At 65.5% G+C, this 11,456-nt stretch carries 1 protein-coding gene and 1 pseudogene; both read right to left on the reverse strand.

Annotation, left to right across the window (positions count from 1 at the left end; all coding sequences use genetic code 11):
- Positions 1–74: 74 nt before the first annotated feature.
- Positions 75–8,470: pseudogene (locus A2G06_13655) on the reverse strand (cytochrome C).
- A 44-nt stretch (positions 8,471–8,514) separates the two neighbouring features.
- Complete coding sequence (locus A2G06_13660) at positions 8,515–11,454, reverse strand: cytochrome C (GenBank protein ID ANA41132.1); 2,940 nt, start codon at positions 11,452–11,454, stop codon at positions 8,515–8,517.
- Positions 11,455–11,456 lie beyond the last annotated feature (2 nt).

The raw sequence follows: 11,456 nt of genomic DNA on the forward strand, positions 1-11,456 counted from the left end.
TGACATAGCTGCGCTTTTTCATCTGATCACGTCCTTTCCGCACCCGCTGGTGCACTATCCGGTGTGTAGCGTTCCTACCACGGTGACTTCGTATTCCACAACTGCCCGTCCTGCGAGTAGGTCGAGCCGCCGGCGGTGGCGCTCTGGTGGCAGAGGGTCTGGCTGTTTGTGGTTATGCTGGTAGATTGAGTGGCTTTTCCGAAGAACCAAATGCCCGCGGTAGACAGGGGCGAACTACCATCGCCGCCGCCCCCCTGCGGGAAGCGCCCCACACCCGCCCCCCTGGATCCGCTCTGGGATGCGGGGCCGGTCATGCTGCCGCCGGAGGCCGCCCGGCCGCGGTGCTTCACGTCGAGGCAGTTGGTCACCAGCAGGCGCGGCAACTTGGCGTTGTGCGGCGTGTGGCACTTGGAGCAGGTAAAGGCGTGGACCTTGTTGTTGGCATTGCCCCCGCTGGCGGTCGCCCAGCCCTTGACCGTGTTGTGGACCCGCTTCATGGTCTTCCAGTTCGAGGTGGCCGGCGCTGCCGTGTTGTTGAGGTCGGCCTTGGCGTGGCAGCCGATGCAGAGGCCGGCGAATTCCGCCTCGGTCCTCGGCTGCAGCGTGGTGGGCGTCTGGGGGAACGTCCAGGCGTTACGTGCCCCGCCGGATGCCAGGCCCATGCTGTTCTGGTCGATCCGGTAGCCCGGCGTGCTGCCGACGCTCATGGCACTTCTCTTTTTGCCGCCGCCGCGGGGTTCGGTGCTGCTGGCCGGCGCCGCATCCTGCTTGTACGGCGAGGTGACCCAGGTCCCCTTGAGGAGCGGTACGGCATAGGCCTGGTTGGCTCCCAGGGACGGGCTCACGCCGTGGGGGTCGTGGCACGGCGTGCAGAGGCCGTTGATGGGCTTGGCGGCGGTGGTGGTCAGGCTGGAGGATGCGCCGAAGTGCCCCCCCTTGTTGTCAGGGTTCAATGCCTTGTAGGCATAGGTCTGGGTGTTGGCGAAGGTGCCGCTGCCGAAGTACGGCGTATCGTGGTAGCCGTAGATGGCCTGGGTGGAGCCGAAGGTCCCGCCGCTGGCCGTCGGGCCGTACCCCCAGGGAGCGGTTGCGCCGGCGCTGGCGGTATTGTGGCAGTCGAAGCAGAGGGCCGCACCCGGGTTGTAGGCGTTCTTGCTGGGCTCGACGGCATCGCCCCCCGCATACGGCGTGTAGTCGGCGGTGTAGCCGCCGATGCCGTTGCTGGTTGCCTTGAGGATACCGCCCATGTTGCGGCCGGTGGCGCTGGAGTAGCTGCTCATGATGCCGGTGGCGCTGGTGCCGTGGGAGTTGTGGCAGTCATAGCAGAGCACGTTGACCGTGCCGCTGGTATTGGCATAGACCTCGCCGGTGGTGCTGTTCCCGACGGTCCAGCCCCGCTGGTTCAGGTCTGCGCGGCCATGGGCCGAATAGGCCTTGGTAAGGCTCTTGGCCACCGTGCTGCTGCCGGTGACCTTGGCCCAGGTGGTGGTAGTGGCAACGCTGTACCGCTCGGCAATGCTCTTGCCGTCCCATGCGTACTGCGTCGGCGTCATGCCGTCGCCGAAGGGCTGGCTGGCCGCGTTGGTGGCATTGTGGCAGCCGAGGCAGTTGCTGTTGAGCTTGGCAAGCTCCGTCCGGGTGCCGTTGGAGGTGTAGGCGGTGCCGGTGCTCCCCTCGGTGTAGGCTACCGGTCTTGAGGTGGTGGTCCGGATGACCAGGTTGACCGGCTGGCCGGCTGCCCTGGTGTGATAGGCGGTATTGGCGGTGCCGTTTGCGTTGGCCTCCCAGTGGCACTGGTAGCAGACGGTGTTGCTGATCTGCACGCCCTGCACGTGGTGCGACTCGCCGCCGAACTGCGGGATCACCGCGGCGCGGGTGTTCACCTCGCCGCTGTGGCAGCCGATGCAGGTGGGCTTGTGGGTGCCGCCGTCATAGGTGCCGGTGCTCGGGACGCCCCAGGTGGGTCCGGCCACCGCCGTGGTGTCGTGGCAGAGGATGCTGAAGCACTTCTTGGCACCGCTGTCGTAGGTGGCCGTCACGCCCACCACCGTGGAGTTGAAGACCACGTCGATGTCGCCGTTCACGTGCTTGGGATTGCCGGAACCGGAACCCAGGTGGCAGATGAAGCAGTCGATGCCGTAGCCGCCGTTGGCGGAGCTGGCGGAATGCTTCTGGTGGCTGTCGGTGAAGGCCGAGGTCTGGTTCTTGTGACAACTGCCGCAGTTCATGGGCGCGCCGCCCCAGACCGGCAGCGGGCTGGCATAGTTGCCCCTGCCGTCGCTGTGGCAGTAGACGGCGCAGGTGCCGAAGGCGGTGCTCGGCGCCAGGCCGTTGGTCGCGCCGCTGGCACCGGCAGTGCCGTTGCCGGCGGCCGGGGTGTACTGCGGGTTGGCGACCTTCTGGTTCAGGCGTTGGGCCGTGCTGTAGAACGCCCACTCCACCTTGCCGTCCACGTGGTAGTTGTTCTCCTTGACGCCGTGGCAGTTGGAGCAGCCGAGACGCGGCTTGCCAAAGGCGGTGCTCACGTGGGCGTCGTGGGAGCCGGTGGCGTGATAGGTGTCGGCGGTCACGCGTGGCAGGTGCCGCACGCGGCCTGGGACGAGCCGCCTTCCCAGTTGGGCCTGGTGTTGCTCCCCCCCTGCAGCGCCGCCCGGGTGGACGTTCCGCCGCCGTGGCAGTAGAGGTTCGCACAGGTGTTGAGGGTATCCGCGTTGGTCGTCCGGCGGACCACCGTTCCCGCATTGGTGGATTTGTAGACGATTCTCGGCGAGTAGTTGTCGGACAGGGTCGAATAGCCGTAGAACGTGCCGCTGGTGACCCTGCCGCCATAGGCGTTGAAGCCCATCTCCATGTCGTAGCTCGGCATTTCCTGCGAGTACTGGTAGTGGCAGACGTTGCAATCCTTGCCGATGCTCGGGTTGAGGGCGTGGGCCTGGTGCGCGCCCACCATGCCGGGGGTGAGGGCTCCCACGGCCGGAATGGTCATGCCGGCCTCGTCGACGGGCGGACGGCCGTGACAGGTATTGCAACTGTCCACAACGCCGTTGACGTGCAGTTTCGGGTCCTTGAAGGCGTATCCCGTGTTGTCCACGTGCTTGTGGCAGAGGATGCACTGGTTGGCGACGAACGGCCTGTTGTTGTTGTCGTCCCAGTGGGTGTAGCCGGGAAGCGGCGCTGCCGGCGGGAAAGCATGGCACTTGACGCAGTCGTTGGTGCCCACGCCGGTGAGATAGGGAGAATTCCAGACGGCGGGCGCCGGCGAGCCGAGGGAGCCGCCGTCTGTGACGGCAGAGCCGTAGGGGCCGGCCCCCACGTTGGAGGCCATGCCGCCGCCGTGGCACCAGACGTTGCTGCACTCCCTGCTCGCATAGTTGTAGGACGGCTGGTGCTCTGCGCTGGAATAGCCGTTCTGCACGCCGCTGCCGGCAATGGCGCCGAAGATGACCTCGGCCGGCAGGGCCGAATCGATGTGGCCCGGGGTGTAGGGGCCCGTGGGCTTCAGGTGGCAGCCGGAGCAGTCGATCCTGGCCGAATACCTGAAGGGCATGGAGGTGATGTGCTGGAAATGCGCTCCCACGTAAGGATCGGTCTTGGACGTGGTGCTGCCGGGTCCGGAGGTGCTGTAGAACCCTGCGGCGGACGGGCTGGTGGTGTGGCACTTCTCGCAGAGCGGAACGGCGTGGTTCGGCGGCTCCCAGGCGAGGGTCCGGCGGGCGCCGTGGCAGTTGCCGTTGTAGCAGGTGCCGTAGGGGGCGGAACCGGGCGCCTTGGCGGAACTGTAGGAATAGTGGGTATTCTCCCCGAGGCCCGTGAACATGAAGTTGATCTTGCTGTTGCCATGGTTGAGGGAGTTGGTGCTCCCGCCGTTGGCGTGACAGATGCGGCAGTCGAAGCCGGTCACCTCTTCTCCGGCGTGCTGGGGATGGCCGCCGGTGGTGTTGGGATCGGCCTGGTGGCAACTGTTGCAGTTGGTGGAGCCGCCCCAGACCGGCGTTGCAAAGCTGGTGGGACCGCCGGTGCCGTTGTTGGACTGGACGTCACTGTGGCAGTACAGATTGGAGCAGGTGCCGTAGCTGCCCGGGGCGGTGGGGGCCTTGGCGCCGGTGGAGCCTGCCGCGACTCCGGCGTACCTGGCAGTAGTGCTGTTGGCGGCGAGGTCCCATTCCACGTTGCCGTTGATGTGGGACGCGCTGGTGGAATAGTTGCGGAAGCCGTGGCACTTGGTGCAGGCGATGCCGTTGCCGTAGCCGGGCTCGTTGCCGGCATGCTTGGCATGGCTCCCCGACGGCGGCGGGACATCTGCCGTGGCGGCATGGCACGAGCCGCACCCCACCTGGGTGATGCCGGTCCAGGCCGGTTCGGTGTTGTAGCCGCCGTTACCCTCCCAGCCGTGGCAATAGACGCTGCAGGTCATGATGGTATTGGGGGCCTGCTGGATGGTGGTGCCCGCGGCGCCGGACCAGGAGTAGTCGTTGCCCGGCGCGAGGGTGCGTATCGTGCCCGTGGTGACGCTCCCCACAAAGCCGGGGAAGGTCCCGTTGGTGACGCTGAACCCCAGGTTCAACTGCATGTCGGGGGTCGCCGTGACCAGGTGGTTGGCGTTGCTGTGACAGGCCGTACATGTCACCTGCCGCGCATTGTGCTTCCCATGGGAGCCGGCATTGCTGGCAAAGGGGAACAGGACCTCGGTCGGCGGCACCACCAGCATCTCGTAGCTGGTGGGCGGATTGCCGTGGCAGTCGTCGCAGGACTGGCCGGTGGCTTTCGTCTTGAAGCCGATGCTGTGGGGGTGGCACTTCAGGCAGTCGCCGTTGTTGTTATGGTCCTTCCAGGCAACCTTGGCGGCGCTGTACTGGTGGAACCGGGCCCGGTGATGGCAGACCTCGCACACGTTGGTGGATGCGGTGCCGCTCCTCCTGTCATTGCCGAACACGCCCGCGACATTCGCATTGATGGCCGTGGAGATCGTGTCGAAGAGGACCGGACGGGGTCCGGTGGGCGTGGTTATCACATTCCTGACCTGCTTGATATTGGTCGCGTCGGGAGAATGACACGTACTGCAGGTAAAGTTGACACCCCACTTGCCGTACTTCTGGGTACCGAGCTGCAGGCTGCTGTGCATCATGGTGCCATACTTGTTGACCACGACCTCGATGGGATCGGGGCACATGGTTTCCCCGCCGCTGCTCTTGACCACCTTCACGTGGAAGGTCTTGACCGCCCCCTCGATGGCTCCCGGCTTGGCCGTGATGTCCAGGTGCGTGTATTTCGAGCCGTTGTTGGTCGGAATGGCAAAGTCGTTGGCCTCGAAGGCGGCAACGGTGAAGTTGCTGTCGTCGATGTTCGTGCCTTGGGTGACGAGGCTGAAGGTGGTGGGTCCGCAGACCCCGGTATCCTTGTTCTTGATGCCGATGGTCAGCTTGACGGTGGTGCCCGCCTTGACATAGGACGCCGTGGGGTTGACGATCAGCTCCGGCAGCTCGTTGCACCGGTTCTTGATGGCCGCCGTTGCGCTGGCGGTGACGCCGGCGTTGATATTGTTGACCGAGTCGATGGCACAGAGGCGATAACCGTAGTTGACCCCTTCGTCCAGTCCCTTGTCGGCCACGGAGGTGGCGGGTCCCTGGTAGGCCAGGAAGGTCTTGGCGTTATCCACCGTGCAGGTACGCGGGGCCGGCGCGTTGCCCAGGCCGCGCACCAGCTTGTAGGTGACCGGCTGGCCGCCGGCATCGGTGGTGCCGAGCCAGTTCAGGTTGACTTCGGCCCGGTCGGTGTCGTTGTGGTAGGTACCGGTGACGGCCGTGAGTGACGACTCGTTGGGAGGCTCTTCGTCCATCAGGATGGTGGCGCTGCCGGCATCATTCACCAGCAGGGCGTTCGTCGTCCTGGAATGGGTCACCGACGTTACCCGGCCCTTGACCGTGAAGGTGATCCCCTGGTTCCCCTTGGGGGTGATGGCCACGTAGTAGTCGGTGGGGACCTGGGTGGCGGCCAGGCCGCTGGTGGGGACCTGCCAGTTGTCGGCCATGGTGGGGGCGGTCAGGTGCCCCAGGGACGTGCCCGCGGCCGTGACGATATCCACCCGTCCCACGTAGTCGGAGATGACCTTGCCGGCCGGCAGCCCGCTGGTGGTCGACAGGGTGACCGTGACGTTGCGGATCGTGTCGTTGACGCCGCCGTTGGTCCTGAGTCCGAAGGCATCCACTTTGGTGGGCCCGGCGTTCCAGGGAATGATCGCGTTGGGGGGCTCGGCGACGATGAAATCGCTCAGGGTGGTCGTGGGCAGAATGGTCAGCGTGGCCGACGTACTGTCGTTGTCCACCCCGATCCCCCCGGTGGAGGCTACCGTCAGGTCGTCGACAACGGCGGTGAGGATCACGTTGGTGTTGGGGGCATCGCCGATGTTCACCACCACCAGGTAGCGCCTGACCGCGGTGCTGACCGCCAGGTTGAGCCCGGAGATGGTGGCGGTGTTGCCGGAAATCGTGGTGGTGGAGCCGAGCAGGGTGTCGCTGCCGTCAAGGGTGCCGATGGTGCCGGCATCGGCGTACAGCTTCACCTCTTTGACATTGGTGCCGGTGAACGTGGCGTTCCCCTTGATGGTGACGGCCGTGACCGTCTTGGCCTTGGCCGCGGTCAGGGTGAAGCTGTCGATGACCTTGTTGACGTCCGAGGCATAGACAGTGGCATTGGGAATGGCCGAGCCGTTGCCCACGTCCACGTTTTCGTTCTCGGCCGCAGTCTCCTGCACCATAAGCTGGGCATTGACCGAGCTGCCGAGACCGATGCGCATGCCGGCGGTGACGCCGATCTGGATGCCGAGCCGGGCGCCGGCCGGCACATTGCTGAAATCCTGTCCGGCCAGGGAGGTGGTGATGGTCTGGCTGATCGAGCTGCCGGTGGTGTAGCGGGAGGTTATGGGGGCGTTGACCCTGACCCCGTCGCTGGTCACGTAGAAGAGCCGCAGCGTCACCGTGCCGCCGCCGAAGGGGGTATAGACCCGGTAGACAAAGGATCCGCCCTTGATGGTTTTCATGACCGAATGATATCCGGCTCCGGCGAAGTAGAGCCTGATGAAATCGGGCTGGGCGGTGGTGGCGGAGTATCCCCGCCCGGCAACGCTGGCGCAGGTGTGGCTCGGGTAATTGAGCAGGCCCACGAGGGGGAAGCCTGACCCGGTGGTATTGCTGGTGATGCAGGCGGTGTCGGTGACGGAGGGGCCGCCCGTTTCGGAAATCCCCGCTAGGGTCGTGCCCTCGTCCCAGTCCGCGGCATAGATCTTCGTGACCGCGGTGCCGCCGTACTGGATGGTGGGGGTTGAGGAGGAGGTGCTCGTAACGTTCACCACGCCGCCGGCCGCGCCGGTGACCGCGAAGTAGGAGCTGTTGGCCACCCGGGCTCCCACGGTGGTGCCGTAGGTGGAGTTCCGGGCGATACTATAGACGATGAAATAGCGCTGCGGCGTCGTGGTAATGGTCTGCGGGGTTGCCAGCTCATAGGCCTGGCCGGTGAGCTGGGTAAAGGTGTAGGGCCCGCCGACCTGGGTGTCGGTCTTCTGGAACAACCCGTCGCCGTTGGCATCCTTGAAGATGGAGAAGGTGACGTCGCCCGGCTCGTCCTCGTTCACGTAGACGCTGGTGTTGGTGCCGATCTTGTCGAGCTTGCCGCCGCTCCAGGTGGCTCCGCCGCTCACGTTGGAGTACAGGTCCATCTTGAGCATGGGGATAGCGCCGTCCCCCTGGGTCACCGACGCGAGCTGGCCGCTGTAGTAGTCGGACAGGTTGTTGACCGTCACCGAGTTGGCCACATAGGGGGCCTCGGTCACGGTGAAATAGGAGTAGTTGGTGCTGTTGCCCCAGTAGAAGCGCGCCGACGACGAGGTGCTCGCCATCCGGCAGGTGACGACCACCTTGAGCCGGTAGCCGGCCTCGACATCCTTCGGCTGGGGGTTGGTAAACGTCAGCTCCAGCGGCGTCTGGACCGCCGGGTGGGCCTCTTTCTCGTCCGAGGTCCAGAGCAGCACGCCGTTATTGGCGGTCCCCTTCGGGTTGTAGGCGTACACGTACGCCTTCCAGTACATGTTGTTGGTGGTGCCGTTGCGATCCCGCATCCCGATGGTGACCGACGGGGCGGTGAGGGTCTGCTTGGTGGCATAGACCGGCCCGTAGGCCCTGATCATGTTCTGCTCGGCGGTGCTGACGGAGGCGGTAACGTACCGGGAGGTGGTATAGACACCCGGTTTCATGGAAATTTTGCCGTCGCGGCTGGTCCTGGTCGTGGTGTAGCCGTCGGCGCCCAGGTTTACGGCTGCAGAATCAAGGGCGAAGTAATAGGTATTGGTGGCCGTATCGCCGATCAGGGGCCGGAACATGGCCTGGTACAGGAAACAGGCCAGCACCAGCATTACGGTAATGCCGATTTTAGTCCGTATCCCCATTCCCCTGATTTTCCTGACGAGCGCTGTTTCCATAAAATCCCTCGTGTGGCGTAGATGGCGGAAAGTCTAGTGCATGGCTACATGGCCGAATGGCAACTGACGCACTCGGTAATGCCGTTGTTGTCTGTCCACTTCACGCTCTGGCCGTTGTGGCAGGCGATGTTGGAGCAGGTCTTGGTGCCGCCGTCCCACATGGTGGCCGTGTCGAGCGCCTGCTTGGCTGAATCGTTGGCACCGGAGACCTTGTAGCCGCCGTTGCGCTTCCAGACGCTGCTGTAGGTGGCGATGGCGAAGCTTGCCGGCCGCATCTGGGCTTTGGAGATGACGGCCACGGGTTTGAACGCCACATCCACGAGGCCGTTGACGTGCTTCGACCGGTCCGCGATCGCAGCCCGGTTGCCCGACAGGGCGCCGACGGCGTTGCCGTCGTAATGGCAGGTCTTGCAGACCGCGTTGTCGTCGTTGCGGGCGGTGGTGACGGTCTCGTAGTGGCAGATGTTGCAGCTGATGGTGGTGGCGGTGGCTGCATTGCCATGGCTGCTGCTGCCGGTGGTGCCGGCCGTGGCGCGCTTGCCCGGGCTGCTGTAGATGTTCATGGCGTGGATGCCGATCTGGTGGCCGCCTGCCACGCCGGTGTAGCCGAGGAAACGGTTGTTGTAGTGGGACGAGGACCCGGCAATGGTGCTGTTGGGCGAGTTGCCGTGACAGGCGGCGCAGCGGTCGCCGGCAAAGCTGCCGCCGTACCAGTCGGGCGTGGCGGCGTAGACCAGGTTTGCGGCGTAGCCGTTGCTGTGGCAGTAGACCGACGCGCACCTGACCGACGCGCCGGTGGTGCCGGTCAGGCCGCTGCCGGCTGAATTGAGTCCGCTGCCGTTGGTCGCGCCGTTTTTCGTTTTCAGCCCGCCGGCATTCACATCGTTCTTGCTGAGGGAGAGGTCGATGTGGCCGTCGATATGGTGCACCGGATCCATCGGATGGCAGTTGGCGCAGCCGTAGCGATAGGCCGCTCCCACCGGGTGGTTGCCGGTATAGGCATAGAAGGTCGGGATCATCCCTCCCACGTGGATGCCATGGGCGCCACCCAACCCGGCGATGGGGTGGCAGGCGTTGCAGTCCTGGGCGGAACCGCCCCAGCGGGGGGTCGCGTAGGCCCTGCCGGTCTGCCGGCCGTTGGAGTGGCAGTAGACGTTGGTGCAGCGGCGGCTGAGGTCGTTGTAGGACGGGCTGTTGCCGCCCGCGACCGCGGTGTTGAAGGTGACGTTCTTCTGGGTGTTGACGTGCAGGGTCGTGCCGGGCACCAGGGAGACGCCGTTCTGGGTGGTGCCGGCGTGGCAGGTGCTGCAGTCGCCGGCCGACCTGACGTGTTTCGGGTTGTGGGAGTTGAACCAGTTACGGTCGGCAGAGCTGTAGTTGTTGTAGTTGGGCTCGCCGAACCGGCTGACAAAGACCCCGGCCGGGCCGGCGGTGGACGCGCCGTGGCAGGACGAGCAGCCGTAGGTGGTCGCCGTGTCGCTCCAGGGCACCATGGTCCGGTATGCCGGGGAGCGCTGGCCCGAGCTGTGGCAGTAGACATTCGAGCAGGTGCCGGCGGCGATCGTGCCGGCCCGCGGTCCGGAGTAATCCTTGAAGCGGTTCACGTGCCTGGCCTTATCGGCAATGGTCAGGTTCCCGGAAACGGTCGTGGCGTGGCACTCCACGCAGCCGATGCCCGTGCCGAGCCCGCCGTTGTAGCTTGCATCCACGTGTTTGCGGTGGTTGTTGGACGCAATGACGTTGCCGCTCCCCTGCTGACCGCCGTGGCAGCCGGTGCAGCCTGTCGGGAAATCGGCCGCCCCCCAGGTCACGGCGTAGTCGTTGAACGGCGGCGTGGTGGTGGCGCCGTCGGAGTGGCAGTAGATATTCCGGCAGGTGCCGTAGGCGGTGCCCACGTCCTTGGCCACGTGCCCGGCGGCGCCGCCGTAGGTTCCGGCGCTGCCGATGGCGGCCTCGAAGGAGATATCGGCCTTCTTGTTCACGTGCCGCGTCAGATCGCCGATCTGGCGGGAATCCGTCACTGTTGCGCCATGGCACTGGACACAGCCGATCTGCGCCGCGGCATTCACCCCCACGTGCGCCCCGTGGGACCCGGTCTGCATGGGAGAGCCGGAGTCGGCATCCCCCCGGTGACAGCCGAGACAACTGGTGCCGAGCGTGCCGGCCCAGTCGGGCGACTGATTGGGAGGGTCGTAGCTGCCGGCCTTGGTGCCGGGGCTGTGGCAGTAGAGGTTGGTGCACGCGCCGGTGCGGGACGGATTGTAGAGATAGAGGGGATAGCTCACATCGCCGCTGAAGGAGCCGCCGGTGTTGGGAAATGCCGTGAACTGGATCGCCAGCCCCCGCCGGCCGGCGCTCGTGGCATGGGAGAACGCCCCCTTGCCCGGCTTGGCCGCATGGTCGGGGTGACACTTGACGCAGGCCGTGGTCACATCCCCGTAGTACTGGGCATGCTTTGCGTGGCGAGCGTCCGCCGGAGGGGCGCTGTGGCAGGTGGCGCATTTCTGCTGGATCGTCTTGCCGCCGTCCAGGTAGAGCGGCGTTGCCCCGTTCTGGGGGGTCGTCTTCTCGAAGTGGCAGTTGACGTTGGAGCAGGTGCCGAAGCTCGGGCTCGCCGTGCGGGTGAAGGAGGTAAGATTCCTGTAGCGGGCCGTGAGCCGCGAGTTATTGATAGTGGACACAAAGTCCACGTTGTTGTTGCGGTGGTTGTAGGTGGTGGGCATCTTGTGGCAGATGGCGCAGTTGGGGGTTCCGGCGCTAAGCCAGGCATGGGTGTCGTGGCTTCCCATGAACCGGCCTGTGGAGATGTTGCGGTAGGGGGCATCAACCGGCGGCATGCCGTGGCAGCCGGAACAGTCGGTAATGGTGCCGGCTGCGGCCGTGCCGGCGAGCGCGAAGAGCGCAGCCGCACATGCCAGCGCCGACAGGACTGCCGCACCGGCCAGTGCACAGCCCCTGTGCCATTTCATATACACATTAATCATGA

Source organism: Geobacter anodireducens (assembly GCA_001628815.1).
GTDB lineage: Bacteria > Desulfobacterota > Desulfuromonadia > Geobacterales > Geobacteraceae > Geobacter > Geobacter anodireducens.